This is a genomic window from Pseudoalteromonas sp. Hal040 (assembly GCF_037162425.1).
Lineage (GTDB): Bacteria > Pseudomonadota > Gammaproteobacteria > Enterobacterales > Alteromonadaceae > Pseudoalteromonas > Pseudoalteromonas gelatinilytica.
This window is the reverse complement of record NZ_JARLUU010000001.1, coordinates 71,609-89,288: the sequence shown is the minus strand read 5'-3', so window position 1 is coordinate 89,288 and position 17,680 is coordinate 71,609. Positions and strand designations below refer to the sequence as shown.

General features: G+C 41.0%; 12 protein-coding genes and 1 riboswitch. Of the genes, 2 read left to right on the top strand and 10 right to left on the bottom strand.

Features of this window, described 5'->3' with window-relative positions; genetic code table 11:
• Window positions 1-50: 50 nt before the first annotated feature.
• Entirely contained in the window at window positions 51-449 is a 399-nt protein-coding gene (locus tag P4S60_RS00395; protein WP_337114622.1) for an acyl-CoA thioesterase, read from the bottom strand.
• Window positions 450-485: 36 nt separating this feature from the next.
• On the opposite strand from P4S60_RS00395, the gene P4S60_RS00390 reads away from it, so the two are divergent.
• Window positions 486-1,190 (top strand): 2OG-Fe(II) oxygenase, encoded by a 705-nt coding sequence (locus P4S60_RS00390; protein ID WP_337114621.1) that lies wholly within the window; start codon window positions 486-488, stop codon window positions 1,188-1,190.
• Between the two features lie 182 nt (window positions 1,191-1,372).
• Here the strand turns inward: P4S60_RS00390 and P4S60_RS00385 are convergent, their stop codons facing one another.
• The 9 genes from P4S60_RS00385 to P4S60_RS00345 all read right to left on the bottom strand — a co-directional run bounded on the left by P4S60_RS00385 (window position 1,373) and on the right by P4S60_RS00345 (window position 16,266).
• Entirely contained in the window at window positions 1,373-2,611 is a 1,239-nt protein-coding gene (locus P4S60_RS00385) for a cysteine desulfurase-like protein (protein ID WP_337114620.1), read from the bottom strand.
• A 9-nt stretch (window positions 2,612-2,620) separates the two neighbouring features.
• Complete coding sequence (locus tag P4S60_RS00380) at window positions 2,621-3,253, bottom strand: 2OG-Fe dioxygenase family protein (protein ID WP_063701569.1); 633 nt, start codon at window positions 3,251-3,253, stop codon at window positions 2,621-2,623.
• Window positions 3,254-3,452: 199 nt separating this feature from the next.
• Window positions 3,453-7,457: a PKD domain-containing protein gene (locus P4S60_RS00375; protein WP_337114619.1), complete on the bottom strand. Its 4,005-nt coding sequence runs from the start codon at window positions 7,455-7,457 to the stop codon at window positions 3,453-3,455.
• A 108-nt stretch (window positions 7,458-7,565) separates the two neighbouring features.
• A complete protein-coding gene (locus tag P4S60_RS00370) occupies window positions 7,566-8,567 on the bottom strand; it encodes a hypothetical protein (protein ID WP_337114618.1) in 1,002 nt (333 codons plus the stop codon).
• On the bottom strand, window positions 8,567-9,508 hold the full coding sequence (locus P4S60_RS00365; protein WP_063701563.1) for a hypothetical protein: 942 nt from the start codon (window positions 9,506-9,508) through the stop codon (window positions 8,567-8,569). Before P4S60_RS00365 ends, P4S60_RS00370 begins: the two co-directional genes overlap by 1 nt.
• Window positions 9,509-9,720: 212 nt before the next feature.
• Window positions 9,721-12,318 carry a bifunctional aconitate hydratase 2/2-methylisocitrate dehydratase gene (acnB, locus tag P4S60_RS00360; protein ID WP_337114617.1) on the bottom strand — a complete coding sequence of 866 codons (2,598 nt, stop codon included), beginning with the start codon at window positions 12,316-12,318 and terminating at the stop codon, window positions 9,721-9,723.
• 293 nt (window positions 12,319-12,611) lie between these two features.
• Window positions 12,612-13,682 (bottom strand): OmpA family protein, encoded by a 1,071-nt coding sequence (locus tag P4S60_RS00355; protein WP_337114616.1) that lies wholly within the window; start codon window positions 13,680-13,682, stop codon window positions 12,612-12,614.
• A gap of 467 nt (window positions 13,683-14,149) precedes the next feature.
• Window positions 14,150-15,562 carry a protein adenylyltransferase SelO gene (locus tag P4S60_RS00350; RefSeq protein ID WP_337114615.1) on the bottom strand — a complete coding sequence of 471 codons (1,413 nt, stop codon included), beginning with the start codon at window positions 15,560-15,562 and terminating at the stop codon, window positions 14,150-14,152.
• Window positions 15,563-15,570: 8 nt separating this feature from the next.
• Window positions 15,571-16,266 (bottom strand): DNA-3-methyladenine glycosylase I, encoded by a 696-nt coding sequence (locus P4S60_RS00345; protein WP_119853752.1) that lies wholly within the window; start codon window positions 16,264-16,266, stop codon window positions 15,571-15,573.
• 183 nt (window positions 16,267-16,449) lie between these two features.
• A riboswitch (Lysine riboswitch) is annotated at window positions 16,450-16,646 on the top strand.
• Between the two features lie 137 nt (window positions 16,647-16,783).
• Between P4S60_RS00345 and dapA the strand changes: the two genes are divergently transcribed.
• Window positions 16,784-17,668 (top strand): 4-hydroxy-tetrahydrodipicolinate synthase, encoded by an 885-nt coding sequence (gene dapA / locus P4S60_RS00340; protein WP_337114614.1) that lies wholly within the window; start codon window positions 16,784-16,786, stop codon window positions 17,666-17,668.
• Window positions 17,669-17,680 lie beyond the last annotated feature (12 nt).

Genomic DNA, 17,680 nt, shown 5'->3' with positions numbered 1-17,680 from the left:
ATGAAGGCGCATTTTACCCCAAGCACACATAAATGTCGGCAAAAAATGGTTTATTCCTCTGCGATTAAATGCGTTGTGAGGTCAGCCCTTTCTTGCTCATTAAGTTTTTGCGAGCATTTATTTGCAAAGTCGTAACGTACTAGTACCGTTTTACCAACGGCACAGCAGTTATCTTGCTGCCAAGCCTCTTGGCGCAGTACAAATGAACTAGAGCCAACGTGCTCAACACTGGTTTTCACTGTGACATCGTGACCATAAAACAACTCACCTACAAAGCTTACTTCAACTTTAGCAATGATCAGTTTCCACTCATAAGGGTTTAAATCGGGCGTAAAAAACCTGAAAATAGGCGCTCGGGCGGCTTCAAACCATACAGGGAGTACGGTATTGTTGATGTGCCCTAGCACATCTGTTTCGCTAAAGCGTGGTGTGATAGTTTCAGTAAACATAGTAACCCTATAAAAAATATAAACTAAAGGTAGCTCATGACGGACTTTATTCGCGTATACGAAAACGCCCTCAGCAAAGAATTTTGCGACAACTTTATCACGGTATTTGAACAAAGCCCGCATTTAAAACAAGGCATTACCTCAGGCGGAGTTGACCTAGCGAAAAAAGACAGCCGCGATTTATACCTTAATAATCACCCTGAATACGCTGAGCAACTAAAGCATATTCAACAAACGACTGCGGGTTACGTCTTCAAATATCTTGAAGAACATATTTTTATGATGATTGGTGCCTTTGGTTTAAAGGTTTACCATCCGCAAACAGGCAAATCTGTTGACCTAACACAAGATAACTTTGAAGAAGTCGGCAAACCACAATTGCCATTACTCGTGCAGCAAATTTTCCGCATGGGTCCAATTCAAGCACAAAAATACGATATCAATAAAGGTGGCTACCCTTATTGGCATAGCGAGGTATACCCGCAAGCTGGCCACAACGAAGCTCTACATCGCGTGCTGTTATTTATGTTCTATTTAAATGATGTAGAAGAAGGTGGTGAAACTGAGTTTTACTATCAACAACGAAAAATATCACCAAAACAAGGCACTATGGTCGTAGCGCCAGGCTACTTTACCCACACTCACCGTGGTAATAAGCCAGTTTCAAATGATAAGTATATTTTAACCTCGTGGGTCTTATTCAACCGCGCGGAACAAATTTATGGCCAACCACAATCCTAATGCTAAGCGGTAAGCGGTAAGCGGTAAGCGGTAAGCGGTAAGCGGTAAGCGGTAATAAGCTAAGCTAAAGCTATTAGTAGAAGGAGTGCAACGTTTGATGTTGCGCTTTTTTATGGCAATAAAAAAGCAGCCCACTCAGGCTGCTTAAAACTTATAGCTTAACTAAAACTAACAACTCAGATTTAACCTGCCAGTAATTGATCAAATAAATCAAAAACCTTATCAAGCTCTTCAATCGTGTTGTAGTGCATGCAACCAATGCGTACTACGCCGCCGGTTTCTAATACACCGAGCTGCTTACATAAGCCTTGAGCGTAGAAATTACCATCCCACACGCAAATATGTTGCTTACCTAAAAACTCAGACACAATACGTGGCTCAATGCCTTCAAATGTGAGGGCAAAAGTCGGTGTACGCTCAGTTAAACGATCTAAATCATCAATACCGAATAACTTTATACGCGGATAATTAGCTAAACGCGTTAAGAAATGCTTACTTAATGCCATTTCATGTTGTTTAGTAATAGCAAATGCAGCCGCAAGTTTTTCTCGGCGTGAATGGCTTTCGTCAAGTTCACTAATTGCAGCAATGTAATCAACAGCTGCAATTAAACCAGCCAGCGCTTCAAAACTTTGCGTACCCGTTTCCCAGCGACCTGGCGCAACATCTTTTGCCGGCTCAACTTTGTATGGTGTGAAACCTTCAAGGTGTTCACGTTTACCATAAACAATACCAAGGTGAGGACCAAAGAACTTGTATGCAGAGCACGCTAAAAAGTCACAATCAAGCGCTTGTACATCAACCAGCTCATGAGGTGCGTAATGAACGGCATCAACATAAACTAACGCACCAGCCGCATGAGCAAGCTCAACAATGCGTTTAATATCATTAATTGAACCCGTCGTGTTCGACGCATACGTCACTGCAACAAGCTTTGTTTTGCTTGATAAAAGGCTTTCAAAATGTGCCATATCTAAGCTGCAATCAGCTTCGTTGATAAGAGCCGTTTTTACTGTTGCGCCTTTATCTTCAGCAGCTTGCTGCCAAGATGATACGTTTGAGAAATGATCTGCATTGGTAACGATGATTTCATCATCATTAGTCCAATCACGCGAGATAGCGCGGCTAAAGCTGAACGTTAAGCTTGTCATGTTTGCACCAAACACGATTTGCTCTTTAGATGGGGCATTTAATAAATCAGCTGCAGCTTGGCGAGCATTTGCCATTAACTCGACTGTTTTGTCACTTGAGAAAAATGCACCACCTAAGTTTGAATTGTAGTAACCCAAGTAAGCAGTCATAGCACTTAAGACTGACTGTGGCACTTGAGAGCCGCCCGGGCCATCAAGGAAAATAGGTGACTGTCCTGCAACTTGTTGCATAAGTGCAGGGAATTGGCGACGTAATTGCTTTAAGTTCATGAGTTACCCTTAAGCAGTGAGTACGAAGCAATCAAGGTAACCTTCTTTGCTTGCGTCTACTTTATTCATTGGCGTTGCGTTGTGCCATACTTCACGGTCATTAATCAGTGCGAACATGCCGTCTTTAATTTCCATTTTGAAACATGGTTCAGCTTGTTGGTGTTCGTAAACAAGTAGCTCACCACCTTCTAGGTTTTCGTGTGATACACCACATACACATACGTGATCAAAACCATCTTGGTGAACACCTTCTGGCGCAGCAGGTGTGTCACTGTCGATCGCAAGCATTCTAAATTGATGAATTTCTATATCGCGATCATCGCTAATACCTGTCATATCGCGGAACTGATTAACGATTTGCTTCATGCCATCCGTCGCTAATAAGCTATCTTCAAGGTTCTCATACGTGCGCTCTACATTACCTTGAAAGGTATTGATTGAGTCATCTTGCACGAACGCTTTTGTAGGTTGTAGTTTTAATTCACCATCAACAACTTTAATGACTGAATAACGACGCTTACGAAATTCACCATCTGCGTATGGATTAGCAGGTAGGTTAGCAAACGAAGGCTTTACTGCATCAATATGCGCTTGGCTTACAAAACGAAGTTGTAAAAGGTTCTGGTTGTTTAATGTAGTCATTTCGATCTCGCCTTATTACGTTGAGAATGTTGGCGAGGATTTTAATTCAATTAGCGGGGAATTTTTGCGTTTTTATGTAAACCAGCAAGGCATAATGCATAATTTTAAGATCGTTATACTTGGCTTTTAGAATATTTAATCTAAAAAATAAAAACAGCCACAAATGTGGCTGTTTTAGATTGCACAATTTACTACACGTTTAATTGCTCATAGAAAGGGAAACTTGATCTTGTGACTGACAACTATTACCTGCTAAATACTTACAGAAAACGAGTTCGGTGCGATTGTTACTGATAAGCTCAAGCAGCGTGTCTTGGCCATTTTCAATAAATGACAATTTACCATCAACCAATTGAACACCCGTGATACTTTGATCTCCAATCGTCAGTGAGTAATCGTAAGTCTGACTATCTTCATTATAATCCTGCTCACTTAATGACCATGTTGTGCCATCGCTCTCATATAAAGTGAAGCTATATAAGTTGTAGTCGTAGAATTTATCAACTGCTGTTGAACTAGCATAATCATGTACATATAGATTGGCAGAGAATTTTTCTAGCACCCCAGTGCCATTATCATCGAACGCCACAGTACGCTCGACAAAATATCGGGCTCCATCAATAGCAATTAGCTTGTAAACAAACTCACCATAAAGGAAGCACGTATCTAAGCTAGTATCACAGAAGTCAGTTGTTTCCCAACCTCCAGAGCTAGTATCTACATAAAGCCTTCTAATATAGCGGTTATTAACAAAGCTTCCCTGATATGAACTTGTTCCAAAGGTAAAGAAGATTTCACCATCGTCATAAATTTGGATTTCACTCCAATGCGAATCAATTTCATGACCCTCTCTAAATTGATGACGACCAGAAAAATTACTTGTATTAATGGCTACTTCATTGCGTTTAACAAACATGCCTGCATCAACATAATCCCCCTCGCTATCATTACCCTGGTCTAAGAATTGGTAACCAACGTTAATATTTTTAGTGAAGTAGAGAGTATCTGTTGAATTATCACTGTTGTGATTAAGTACTAAGTTGCTATCAATGATCTGCCAACTAAACGTATCTTGCTCATCATTCAAAATATCTATGTAAGAGCCCGTTCCGTCAGCATTGATCTGCATATTTAATAGCACTCCTCCTTGTTCTGCGCTTACTGCCCATTGCCCTACGATATCATCACTAGCAACAGCAATTTCATCGCCATCAGCAAAAGCATAAACATTGGAACTTTCAGAGCTGGTATTCACTAAAACGTCATTCTCGTAATAGCTATATTCAACTGTTAGCCAATGCCAATTAAGCCCTTTTTCTGCCATTGGCATTAACTCAGCGTAACTGATCTCAGTTCGATACTGAACCTCAGTCATACCATCAGGGAAAGAGATATATTCTTCTACAACGATACTATCGATAGGTGATAACTCAATGTGATCATCAACTTCATACCAGTTGATATTTGAACTACCGTTGAGAGTTACAGCGCCAGTGTTATCTGCATTTAGTAATAAGCCCAAGGCTGGTGCATTATATAAATCACTGTTATTTAAAATATACTCGCCAGAAGCTAATAATGCAGGTTTAAACGTTGCGGTAATATCGCAATCAGCACCTGTGGTATAGACAAGATAATAGCCTCCTTCAATATATCCTTCGCATCCTGTAATTTCGTCAATAACATACCCTTCATCAGGGCTAATTACGAAAGATGCATATTGGTACCAATACGAAGTTTGACTGGTAGGTGAGAGGTTACCGTTCTGAGATGGATTCACAGTTAAGGTTACTTTAGGGCGCTTAGGTAAGTAACTAATTTGCGTATCAGCTGAACAACTACTTCCTTGTTGGTATCGGCAAATAGTAACAGCATTTTCATCCGCAGAAACCAGTTCAACAAACCACGTATTACCATCAACTTGATAGCTTAATACGCCATCATTGAACGTTGCTATATGCTCAACACCATCAAAACTGACAACATACTCTACTTCACCTAAGTCATTATATTGCATGTAAATCGCATCTGAAGAGCTATCATCTTTATAAAATAAAATAGAACCCTCTAATAGCTCTTCAGTAAAGGCTGAGTATGACAAGTCTTTACTGTATTCATAAATGAATACCGATTTAACTTCATCATATGCCTCACCAGCCATAGTGTAATAAGTTAGCGTTCTGATAATGTAATAGGTGCTACCAACAATGTTAATGAATTCATGTTGCATTTCACTTTCAAGGTAACAGTCATCAGCAAAGCCATCACAGCTTGAAACAAGACCATATGTTTCTGAATAAAAGCGTTTTCTAGAGAAATTGCCATCTTCAATATGACCTTGGAAACTTGAATAACCTAAACCAATAGCAACACTACCATCAGGGTAAATATTCAAATCATAAGATTGAGAAGTACCAACAAAACCATGCCAACGACCAATAATATCCTCATCGGTTGTTGTTACATTCGCTTTTTTAACCATTAAGCCTGTTAATGTATTACTTGGCTCATCAAAACTAGTGTCTAATGCTACAACTTGATAGCCCGCTGAGAGGGCTTTCGTGAACCAAAACTCAATTAGCCCAGTTTCACCATTTTCATCATAACTAATAGATAACTTAGTATCATTGAGTACCCAACTAAATACCTCACTACTTTCACCCGTTACATCTCCTGTACCATCGGCATAAAAGCGTAAAGTTTCAGGTTCATCATCAGATGACGCAGAATCGTAATCATTGTCTCTGAGGTCTAAAACCCATGTGCTTTCTGTTAACTCGGTAGTGTTTAGTGCTATTGTTTTAGTTTTATCAATCAGGTTTGTTGTATAGGTTCGAGTACTTGAAGGCTCCACAACGGGTTCACTACCATTTTGGTAGTCCAATGTTCGCTGTGTGGTTTGAGTTACTTCAATCGTTCTGAAAACCTCGTTTTCTGCTAAAACTTGAAAACTAATATCTGTTAATTTTGTTTGCGCAATATAAGATTCATTGCCATCGTTATATTCATCAGTGTAAGTCACTACACTATTTGCCAATGCTAAAGTATACACTCCTGATTCTTTACTCATTGTCAGTGTTGAGCTTGTATTTGCATTAAGTTCACCCGTACCGTCACTTGCCAGGACAAGGTGATATGCATCATTGTTATAATAACGAGGTGAGTTAACGATAAAATCACCAACAATAGGCTCATCGCTATCAGAAACTAAGTTTTCATCTTTTTTAATTTCTTCTTTCGTCTCTTCAATGAGATCAGGATCTTTCTCATTTACTTCATCTTCAAAATTCTTAGCGGTATCTTCGTCACTGACAAGATCGAGTGTATTTTCTACGCCTTCAGGGAGAACATAGTCAGCATTATCCACGATGATTTTGATAAGAGTTGCCAATAGGATTTTTTCATCAGCATCAACATTTAGTAACGCTGCGTTTAGCTCTTCTACAGATTGAGGTTCTTCATTATTACGCGTTAAAAGCGCATACTCTGCGGTCGTCACATTCGTGATGTTGACGCCAAAGTTGTCTTCACTATCAAGCGTACTATCATCACCAGCCTGTTCCAATAACGCTTGAATTGAGCTTAACTGTGAAACGAAAACAACCCCAGGATTGGTGCTATCAAGACCTTTTGCTTTAACCAGCACAAGCTTTTCACTTGCAGATTCGTCCACTACAAGCTCTATTGTATAGCGCCCGGTTGGGTCTGCATTGACCGAAAAGACATCACTTCCAACATTAATCTCTAACTCTGCATTAGCAATTGGTTGATCCGTTACTATCCCGGTAATTGTCACTGTTGATACATTTCGTTTAAATATAACGCTATGCTTTGCTGAAGCTGTTGCCCCATCATTATCTGTTACAGTGACAGTGAAGTTAACAGTTGTATCAGCATCTATATCAGGTGTTTGAAAAGTAGCTTCTGCGCTTGTTAAGCCACCGCTTTGTGCAAAGTCAAAACTAGCATCAGATGTCCAACTATAAGAAGCAATGCTACCGTCGCTATCAACAGCTACAGCGCTTAATTTAAATGAGGTTTGCTCTGTGCCCTCTGAGTCAGCACTAATAGAAACTGTTGGACTTTGATTAACTGGGTCTACAGGATCTGGTTTAGTTCCAGAGTCACTACTTCCACCTCCCCCGCATCCAACTAAAAATAAGGTACCAAAAACCGCGGCTAACAGCCGCTTTTGAATTAACATATCTATACTCCATTACATTCGCTTATAGCAGGGAAACTCTTAGCTATTTAAACGCTAAATCCCTTAACGTTGATAATAAGCCACAGCGAACTGTGGCTCTTGGTTTACTCAATTAATTGCTTTTCTTACTTGCTGAAGCTGCTCTTGGAATGGTAAACCTCTAAGGTCGCCTAAGCCTACTGCCATAGTCAGTGCATAAATTTCACTTTCTAGACTCAGCATGTGTGCTTCAACGGTGTCTTTATCAATAGCCGCTTTTTGCGCCAAGTACTCAGCATAGAGACTATCAATACGATCTATTTGCAGTGCCAATAATGCTGCTTGTTGTTTAATTTGCTCGTACTCACGATAGTTCGCTTTGCTGTATGCTTCGCCTTGTTCTAATTGCTTGCGAACGTCCTGATAAACAGTCGGAAAAACATCTACTTTTTTGGAATTAGCTAGTGCATAAATTTTTTCGATATACTGAGAAAAATAAAACTGCACAACGGCGTCTTTTTCTAAATCAATGAGTTGTCCTAATAGCTTAGGTACATATTCAGCAACTTGCTGCTCTTGCCCATCGATGAGCATTCCCTTTAATTGCTGATGTTGCTTATCTAGCTCTCGGTAACGCTTCTCATAAGAGGTTTCCGCATCCAATTGATCTAAAATTGCAAACTCATCTCTTATTGGCTGTAAAACAGAAGTGATCCTTTGCTTAGCAAGCTGCGCTTCAGCAACCAACGAAATGACTTCCTGACTTTGAGACATGATTTCATCTGAAACCGTATCCGATGAAAATAGTGACGCGCTTTTTAGCGCATATTCAGGAGCTAAACGCAGCTCATTAAATTCAGGCTCTAGCACCGCCCATACTTTGCGAGCCTTAGTTACACGCTCCTCATCAAATTGCGCTAGGCTATCTGCATCTATTTGATTATAAGCACTAAGGGCTTCTTGGAAGACACTTTGGGCTTTATCAAATGCTGCACGTATTTGCTCAGGTGTTGCTTCTTCGCCAGTAATGCTACTGGCAAGAGAACCTAAATCTTGCTGTACAGAATCAATAGTTTTACATCCAGATAAAGCACAAATGAATAACGAGCTAACAATGACTAACTTGTTCATTAATAGCTCCACTGTAAACCAACGGCAAATGATACATTACTATATTCAACTTCAGGCACGCGCAGACGTTGACCATTTTCAAGATTCTTGGTCACAATATCGCGAGACTTGTATTGCGCATCAATACCGCCCATTAACGCAATATGCGACATTATTTGATAACGCAGTCCCACTCGCCCCAACACTCCCCAGCCATTAAAGCTGTCGGTAAGCGTGGTTGTTTCAAATTGAGTGTTTTGAATTTCTGAGTACATTGGCGTACTCAGCTCAGCTTCGGCATACCAACTGTATTTATTGAAACTGTCTTTTAAACGGCTATCGTAACGAGCACCTAAAGTAAGCAAGATACCCATTTGATCTTCTGACACAGAGACCACAGGTCGAAGCTGAGAATTGTAGTCTTGTTGGTCACCTATATTGTTTGCATTGTTCATACCCGGCAAGGTAAAACGTGCTGGGTTATCGGGATCCGCTGAGATAGCAATAAGTGCCTCATCAAATGCCGCTGCACCAGGCTGCACAAAGGCAAAATTTGAACGTGTAAAACTCGACGTAAAAAACTTGGTACCTAGGGTGAATTGTATGGCTTTTGAAAAGTTATATGCGCCTTTAAAACCGATCTCATTCGCTTTCGTTTTAAATGCATTTTCTTGAATATCGCCAAACTCAGCCAAGTGCCAAGTTTCAGTTTCAATTTCAGTCGAAATTGTTGCTGCGCTTTCAATATAAAAGCCCCATGTATCATCAATCCCTGTATATGATATCTGTCGAATTGCGGGGTTAGTAACATCAATTGATTGACTGAGCTTGCCAAATCCAGCTACATCATTGAGTGTTTCACTGTAGCTAATCGTTTCAAAACCGAGTCGAACTTCGCTAAAAGAGGGGTTAACAGCAAGAGCCGAACCGCTGAGAGGGAGTAAAAGAAGAAGTGCTTTCATTGTTCAATTCCTTGATTTGCAAAATCTATGCAGCCAAGAAATGATGCTTACCTTCCTTGGTTACAATATTAAACACAAAGTTACAACTGTTAACTTTTCACAACAATCAGTGTAGACAAATGTATTAATTTTACAAACCAAACTGAACAAAAACTTAATAAAAAAGCCCGCTAAATGCGGGCTTTTATACTAGTAAATTAAATTATTACTAATTATACGGCTTGCTGAACGATTACTTGGTCTGCCTTTTTAGTGTATTGAGGCATACGGTGGAAGTTCAGGTAGCGATACGTATCAGCGGCTGTTGCATTGATCTTAGCTGCATACTCTTGATACTCAGCTGGTGTAGGTAATTTACCTAGGATTGCTGCTACTGCTGCAAGTTCTGCAGATGCTAAGAATACGTTTGCGCCAGTACCTAGACGGTTAGGGAAGTTACGCGTAGAAGTAGACACAACAGTTGCTTTATCAGCAACACGTGCTTGGTTACCCATACACAGTGAACATCCTGGAGTTTCGATACGTGCACCTACACGACCAAAGATACCATAGTAACCTTCGTCAGTAAGTTGGTCTTTATCCATCTTCGTTGGTGGTGCAACCCAAAGTTGAGTTGGGATACGGCCACTGTAACCATCTAGTAGTTTACCTGCAGCACGGAAGTGACCAATGTTAGTCATACACGAACCGATGAATACTTCGTCGATTGTCTCGCCAGTAACGTCTGAAAGAAGACGCGCATCATCTGGGTCATTTGGTGCACAAAGGATTGGCTCTTTGATGTCTGCTAGGTCGATTTCAAGTACGTGTTTGTACTCTGCATCTGCATCAGCTTCCATAAGCTCAGGGTTAGCTAACCACTCTTGCATCGCTGTGATACGACGCTCAATAGTACGAACATCACCGTAACCTTCAGAGATCATCCACTTAAGCATTACGATGTTTGACTCAAGGTATTCAGCGATAGACTCTTTAGAAAGTTTAACTGTACAACCTGCTGCTGAACGCTCAGCTGACGCATCAGAAAGCTCGAACGCTTGCTCAACTGTTAGGTGCTCAACACCTTCGATTTCTAGTACACGACCAGAGAACTCGTTGATCTTACCTTTCTTCTCAACTGTAAGAAGACCTTCTTTGATACCGTAGTAAGGAATCGCATGTACTAGGTCACGTAATGTGATACCTGGCTGCATTTCGCCTTTGAAACGTACTAAGATTGACTCAGGCATATCAAGAGGCATTACACCTGTTGCTGCTGCGAATGCTACCGCACCTGAACCCGCTGGGAATGAAATACCTAGAGGGAAACGAGTATGTGAGTCACCACCAGTACCTACTGTATCTGGTAATAACATACGGTTTAACCATGAGTGGATTACACCGTCACCAGGACGTAGTGATACACCGCCACGGTTCATGATGAAATCAGGAAGTGTGTGGTGAGTGTTTACGTCAATTGGCTTAGGGTAAGCAGAAGTATGACAGAAAGACTGCATTGTTAAATCTGCAGAGAAACCTAAACACGCAAGGTCTTTAAGTTCGTCACGCGTCATAGGACCTGTTGTATCTTGCGAACCAACAGTTGTCATTTTCGGCTCACAGTATTGACCAGGACGTACGCCAGGCATGTTACATGCTTTACCAACCATCTTCTGAGCTAATGTGAAGCCTTTACCAGAATCTTCAACTAGAGCTGGTTTGCGGAAGATATCTTCTGCTTCTAAACCTAGAGATTTACGCGCTTTGTCAGTTAGACCACGACCGATGATTAGTGGGATACGACCACCAGCACGCACTTCATCAAGAATTACGTCTGATTTAAGAGAGAAAGTAGAGATTACTTCATCAGTACCGTGACGCTTTACAACACCTTCGTAAGGGAAGATATCGATTTGGTCACCCATGTTTAGCTCATCAACAGGTAGTTCGATTGGCAATGCACCAGAGTCTTCCATTGTGTTGAAGAAGATAGGAGCAATTTTGCCACCTAAACATACACCACCAACGCGCTTGTTTGGTACGAAAGGAATATCATCACCCATGAACCAAAGTACTGAGTTAGTTGCAGATTTACGAGATGAACCCGTACCAACTACATCACCCACGTATGCAAGAGGTAAACCTTTAGTTTTAAGCTCTTCTAGTTGTGAGATTGGACCAACTTCACCTGGTTTTTCAGGGTTGATGCCATCACGTTCGTTCTTCAGCATAGCTAAAGCGTGTAATGGAATATCTGGACGTGACCAAGCATCTGGAGCAGGTGAAAGGTCATCAGTATTTGTTTCACCAGTTACTTTGAATACGGTAACTGAAATTTTTTCAGCAACTGCAGGCTTGTTTACAAACCATTCTGCATTTGCCCAAGACGCGATCACTTGCTTAGCAAATTCGTTACCTGCTTTCGCTTTTTCTTCTACATCGTAGAAAGCGTCGAACATTAATAATGTGTTTGAAAGACCTTTAACAACGATTGGTGCTAACGCTTCGTCATCTAAAAGATCGATCATAGGTTCGATGTTGTAACCACCTAACATAGTACCAAGTAGCTCAGCTGCTTTTTCTTTTGATAAAAGTGGAGAGCTCGCTTCACCTTTTGCAACTGCAGCTAAGAAACCAGCTTTAATATAAGCCGCATCATCAACACCCGGTGGTACACGGTTAACTAGAAGATCAACGATGAACTCTTCTTCGCCTGCCGGTGGGTTTTTGATTAATTCAATAAGATCAGCCGTTTGCTGAGCATCTAATGGCGCTGGTACGATACCTAACGCGGCACGTTCTTCTACGTGTTTACGATATTCTTGTAGCACAATATTGCCCTCTTGGTGACGTGAAAGTACTCGGTAGTATTAAGCTAAATACCAATTAAGACCCAGTACTTATAGTATTCTGACGGTTAATTATAAAGCTTTTAAGTATAGATGAAAATCCATGCTGTGGTTAGGCACTTTATATTCACTATAAATACCATGAATAGTACTAGAAAAAAACGCTATTCAAATGAATATTTATTAAGAATCATTCCTATCTACTTACTTCAAGTCTTAGAAATAAAAAAACCCAGCACTAGGCTGGGTTTTTAAAACTTTCGTAAAGAGTTAAATTAACGCTCTACTTTAACACGCTCAATTACAGTTACTTTCGCTTCAACACGACGGTTTTCAGCGTGAGCTTCTGGCGTATTTGCAGGGTTTTTAAGGCGTTCCTCACCCATACCAACAGTAGTTAGACGCATTGGATCAATGCCATCTTCGATTAGTTTCTTAGCAACTGCATCAGCACGTTTCTTAGATAACCACTTGTTGTAGTCAGCTTTACCAACTGATGAAGTGTGACCTTCAAGTACTACGTCAGTACCTGGGTGCTCTTTTAAGAACTTAGCAGCACGGTCAATGTCATCTAGATATTGTTGAGAAACTTTAGATGTGTTGTTAGGGAACGTGATTAGTAAGCTCTTAGTTACTTCACGGTCTTCATATAATGTACAACCAGTGCCATCCACAGCATCTGTCATTGGCGTGTTAGCACATTGGTCATCAGCATCAGGGATGTTATCGCCATCGCTATCAACTGGCTCAACTGCAACAGGAACAACTGTTGGAGCAGGTTCAACTGGCTCTGAAGCTGAGCTTTGTGCGCCAAAGATGTAGCTTAGGCCTAATTTAGCGCCAACATCTGTGTAACCACGGTCAAGACCTTGGTATAAAGATGTTTCAGCGTTAAATGCGAAATTATCTGTGAAGTAGTGTTGGTAACCAGCCCCCACGTTTGCGAACATTAGATCTTCATCAACCGCATCAAGATTTTTAAGACCGAAAATACCGTAGAATGGACCACCACCTAAGTGATATAAAGCGTCGATACCGTAACGTTTGCCGCTTTCAGAACCACTCATTGTAGTGCCATCGTTTAAATCTACGCTGTAGTCGAAATCCATATCAGCGTATTCTAAACGAGCGCTCCAGTAATCACTGAAACGATAACCAAGCTCTAAGCCCCAACCTGTAGAATCATCTACATTTAGGCCGCCAGCTGAAAAGTCACGAACGTCTTCCCAAGATGCGTCATAGTAGTCGCCAAATGCGCCGATGTAGAAACCTTGCTTTTCGGCAGCGAAGCTTGAAGCACTAGTTGCAGCAAGTGCTAAAGCAATAGTAAGTGATTTTAATTTCATTGTTTCCTTCCCATTTTCACAATTAAAATTGTAGCTAAGTTAAACCAGCTCAATCAGTTTAAACAGAGTAGTCGACTAATAGTTAATCAAAACTTAACGAACTCGGTACAGAACAAAAATCTTGCCGAGTAATTTCAGTCAATTACCCAATAATAGGTTATCTAAATAACTTTGCATAACAATGCCTTTAGATCGCTTTGTTATGATTAGGTGAAAGCCGCTTTTCAGCCCAATCTACTGACTTCAAAACCGATAAAAGTCCATTCCCAATTACATTATTATATTGGTTATTTTTAAATCAACAAGTTGAAAGCAACTTTATTTGTAAATTTTCGTTAAAAAGCAAAACTTTAGTGCTATTTTATTGATATAAATCATAACACTGGCGGCTAGCTTGCTCAATCAACGAACACTTAGATTTTAAAAAATGAGCATTTACAATTGTTATCAACCATAAAGATTAACCCTTAAGTACCACAAAAAGTTTGGTAATTACAATCACCTTCCTTCGGAGGTTGATACCATGCAGCAAATTGTTCCTCATACTTATATGGAGCTTTGATGACTTTCATAAACTCATCAAGTGAAACGCTTTGAGCTGTTTGTTCATACTCAGCCAAGATCATTTCAATATTATGATTGCGTGGAATGACTGCAGGATTAACAGCTCGCATTGTGCTGTAACTTTCAGGAGATGTTCTTAACTTCCATTTTGAAACCCATCCTTTAAGTTGAGAATCGATAGCAAAGTCTCTCACTAAAGATTCAGTGAGCGCATTGAAAGTATTGGTATAATCAAGCTGATGTTGTTTCATTAAACTTAGCAATTCTGAAACCAAAGCATGATCGCCTTCTTGCTGATCTGCTAATCCTAATTTCTGCTGCCACATAGTATTAAATGCATCATTGAATTTAGCTGCAAAATCATTCACTACCGGCGAGAGTTTTTCGACGGCACTCTCTTGATCAGCAAATAACGGAATTAAGCTTTCAGCCAAACGTGCAATATTCCAATTGGCAATATTGGGTTGATTACCAAATGCGTAACGTCCTTGATGGTCAATTGAACTGAACACCGTGTCTAGGTCAAACTGATTCATCATCGCACAAGGACCATAGTCAATCGTTTCACCACTAATCAAGGTATTATCGGTATTCATCACGCCATGTATAAAGCCAATTCGCATCCAGCTGATAACAAGCTCAATTTGCTTATCGAGTACGGCAGTTAAAAATTCAATATAACGCTGCTCACCCGTGCTGTTAATGTCAGGAAAATGACAATTAATTGCGTAATCAACGAGCTTTTCTAGCCCTTCGATATCCCCTTGGGTAGCTAAATATTGAAATGAACCCACACGGATATGGCTTTTCGCTAGGCGAGTAACAACTGCACCCGGGCGAGGTGGCTGACGATATACCGTTTCGCCAGTTGTAACCACAGCTAAACAGCGCGTAGTTGCGATGCCAAGCGCATTAAGCGCCTCACTCATTATGTACTCTCGTACTGCTGGGCCTATGGCACAGCGACCATCACCACCGCGCGAGAACACTGTTGCTCCAGCGCCTTTTAACTGCAAGTCCCACAATGTGCCATCTTTATCTGCAATAGCGCCAAGCAAATGTGCTCGGCCATCACCAAGACGCGGTGAAAAATGACCAAATTGATGACCTGAGTAACCAAGTGCAACCGGTGCAACGTCGTTATCTATCGTTGAACCAGATAACAATTTAGCTAAAAATTCGCTGTCGTGATTAATCGCAAAATTATCAGCGAGCTTGTCATTGAAGAGCAGCAATTGCGGCTCAGCAACGGCGCTAGGCATATCTTTAATCGCAAGTAGTTCACTAATATCTGTGTATCGAGTTTGCAGTTTCATAACTGTCCTTAACGTGTTGCGACACCTACGCGGTTATCACCTACACCATAAGCCACGAGCTGACTAAGTGCCTGCAGGCTGTAACCACTTTGTTGTTGTAATTCATTGAAGAAGTCTTGCGCCGCTTGTAATGACTTTTTAGTTTGTAAGCCGCCATCAATCAACTCATGGGCACGCAAGTAGGCTTCTACATCGCGAGAAAGCAAAAAGGTATCTTTACCAAGCGCTCGCAAAGCGTAAGGGCCAGTGTTGCCTCCTAATCGAGCGCCATGTTTTTTAAGATAAGCCCACAGACCAATAATATTGTCAGTTGGCCAATCTGCTATAAATTGACTGAAGCTGCCATGTTTTTCGGCAACTTCGTGGATCATGTATGCATTTTCAGGGATCGTTTGTACTTTTTTGAAATTTCGGATGATACGTTCGTCACTAGCTTTTTGCTCAAGCATATCCGGTGGCATCATCAATAATTTTTCTACGCTGAAATCCCAAAACACATCACGGAAACCAGCCCACTTATTATTGATTACAGACCAATAAAAGCCGCTTTGAAAGACTTTACGCGTAAACTCTTCTAACCATAAATCGTCATGCATTTTGGCAATATCAGTATCATCGAGCGGGTTTGATAACAGCGCATGCAGCATTTCTTCACTGCCCTTTCGAGATACGGCTCGTTGATAAATATCGTTGAATTTTTCCATCATTTTTCCAATTTATGTGGTTAGCGCTAAGTGTACGTAAAAACATGGTTATACGTAACCATGTTGCAAAATCGGTCACTAAAAAACAAATCCTTCGCCTTGACACCTAGATGGCTAAAATGCTTTAATCGCCGCCAATACCCTATTTAACTATGTTGGCTTTAACCTTTAAAGCGAGCATAAAGGGCTGGAAGAGGTGCGTTATTCAGGTAGCGTATGGGAAGAGCACAGACTCTGTTGATCATACGTGAGGGGAATTAACGCCGAGAAGTAACACCGTTTGTGAGGTGCTTATTTCGGGCGACTGGGCTGAATCCCAGCGACTGTCACCAACAATAGCAAAACGCTATTGATTAGTTTGGTGGAGAGCTTCTGGTCTTAGTATAATAAGGCCGTCGCGTCTTTATTATTTTAAGCCCATTCGCTCTTCGAATTATACCTTGTTCGAACGACAACATGCGGCTCCATTCAAATGTTCCCGCATAAACTCTTCGAATACCTTATAAGTTCGTGAGAGATGATCAACAATTTTGATTTAAACGACTATCCATTATGGACAGCACTTGTCACGCCATTTTCTGAATCTGGCGAGGTCGATTACACGGCCCTTGAACAACTGGTCACTGAGCAGCAAGATGCAAATAACGGCATTTTATTGCTTGGCAGTACCGGTGAAGGACTGGCGCTTTCACTCAAAGAGCAACAAGCCATTGTTGAGCATGTTTGCCAATTAGCACCGACTGTACCACTTATGGTTGCTGTGGGCGGCATGAACCTCAAGCAACAAGTTGCTTGGGTTGAATACTGCAACCAACTACCTATTCATGGCTATCTATTGGGCTCACCTCTGTATGCAAAACCTGGGGTTGTTGGCCAAACACATTGGTTTGAAAGCCTACTTAACGCAAGCCATCACCCTTGTATGTTGTATAACGTACCAGGACGTAGCGCAGTTGAGATCTCACCGCAGGTGATCAAAAACCTTGCTGAGCACAAAAATCTTTGGGCTTTAAAAGAGGCCAGTGGCGACATTAGCAAATTTGAAGGCTTTAGAACGGCATCACCAACATTAGCCATTTTCAGTGGCGATGATGCACTTATGCCGTATTTTGCTCAAGCTGGTGCCAAAGGTTTAGTTTCGGTTGCCGCGAATGCTTGGCCGATTCAAACCCATGAGTTTGTTAAACGCAGTTTAAGTGGTCAATACCCAAATCTATTCACCGATTGGTCGCAAGCAATCCAAAGTTTATTCGCTGTAGCAAATCCAATCCCCGTAAAAGTACTGATGCACCTGCAAGGTAAAATAAATACCCCGCATTTACGTCCGCCGCTTACGCATTTAGAGCTTGAGCAAACAGACAGCATCACCCACGCAAACAACACAATTTTATCTTGGAACTAAAAACAGGTTTTA

What these genes read in the sequence shown, in the direction of transcription:
- P4S60_RS00375 (WP_337114619.1), bottom strand. Translation starts at nt 7,457, where the DNA reads ATGTTAATTCAAAAGCGGCTGTTAGCCGCGGTTTTTGGTACCTTATTT.
- P4S60_RS00370 (WP_337114618.1), bottom strand. Translation starts at nt 8,567, where the DNA reads ATGAACAAGTTAGTCATTGTTAGCTCGTTATTCATTTGTGCTTTATCT.
- P4S60_RS00345 (WP_119853752.1), bottom strand. Translation starts at nt 16,266, where the DNA reads ATGGAAAAATTCAACGATATTTATCAACGAGCCGTATCTCGAAAGGGC.
- P4S60_RS00380 (WP_063701569.1), bottom strand. Translation starts at nt 3,253, where the DNA reads ATGACTACATTAAACAACCAGAACCTTTTACAACTTCGTTTTGTAAGC.
- P4S60_RS00395 (WP_337114622.1), bottom strand. Translation starts at nt 449, where the DNA reads ATGTTTACTGAAACTATCACACCACGCTTTAGCGAAACAGATGTGCTA.
- P4S60_RS00390 (WP_337114621.1), top strand. Translation starts at nt 486, where the DNA reads ATGACGGACTTTATTCGCGTATACGAAAACGCCCTCAGCAAAGAATTT.
- dapA (WP_337114614.1), top strand. Translation starts at nt 16,784, where the DNA reads ATGATCAACAATTTTGATTTAAACGACTATCCATTATGGACAGCACTT.
- P4S60_RS00350 (WP_337114615.1), bottom strand. Translation starts at nt 15,562, where the DNA reads ATGAAACTGCAAACTCGATACACAGATATTAGTGAACTACTTGCGATT.
- P4S60_RS00355 (WP_337114616.1), bottom strand. Translation starts at nt 13,682, where the DNA reads ATGAAATTAAAATCACTTACTATTGCTTTAGCACTTGCTGCAACTAGT.
- P4S60_RS00385 (WP_337114620.1), bottom strand. Translation starts at nt 2,611, where the DNA reads ATGAACTTAAAGCAATTACGTCGCCAATTCCCTGCACTTATGCAACAA.
- P4S60_RS00365 (WP_063701563.1), bottom strand. Translation starts at nt 9,508, where the DNA reads ATGAAAGCACTTCTTCTTTTACTCCCTCTCAGCGGTTCGGCTCTTGCT.